Annotated in this window: 1 pseudogene; it reads right to left on the bottom strand. The window is 56.3% G+C overall.

Features of this window, described 5'->3' with window-relative positions:
• Positions 1–64 precede the first annotated feature (64 nt).
• Positions 65–247: pseudogene (locus tag KZZ04_RS20345) on the bottom strand (hypothetical protein); the annotation flags it as partial.

Here is a 247-nt window from a genome sequence, read left to right as displayed (position 1 = left end):
ACACCGCTTTCGCGAACAAGCCCGCTCCCACATTTGTTACACAGCAGTTGCTACACAACAGGCCTTACGACTGAGCGCGAGCCTGGTTACGCAGGGCTTTCACCTGGTCGTGGTTGCGTTGTGCGCCGTGGAACTGACGCTCAACCAGGTCACGAATACCCAGCAGGTTGTGCTTGTTGATCTTCTCGATCGCTTCCTTGTAAGCCTTCAGTGCGTGGTCTTCACCGCGCTCGGCTTCGTTAAGGAC

It is taken from the genome of Pseudoalteromonas sp. CR1 (genome assembly GCF_019392235.1).
In the GTDB taxonomy this organism is placed as follows: Bacteria; Pseudomonadota; Gammaproteobacteria; order Enterobacterales; family Alteromonadaceae; genus Pseudoalteromonas.
Note: the sequence above shows the minus strand (reverse complement) of the source record. Positions and strands in the feature narration are given on the sequence as shown.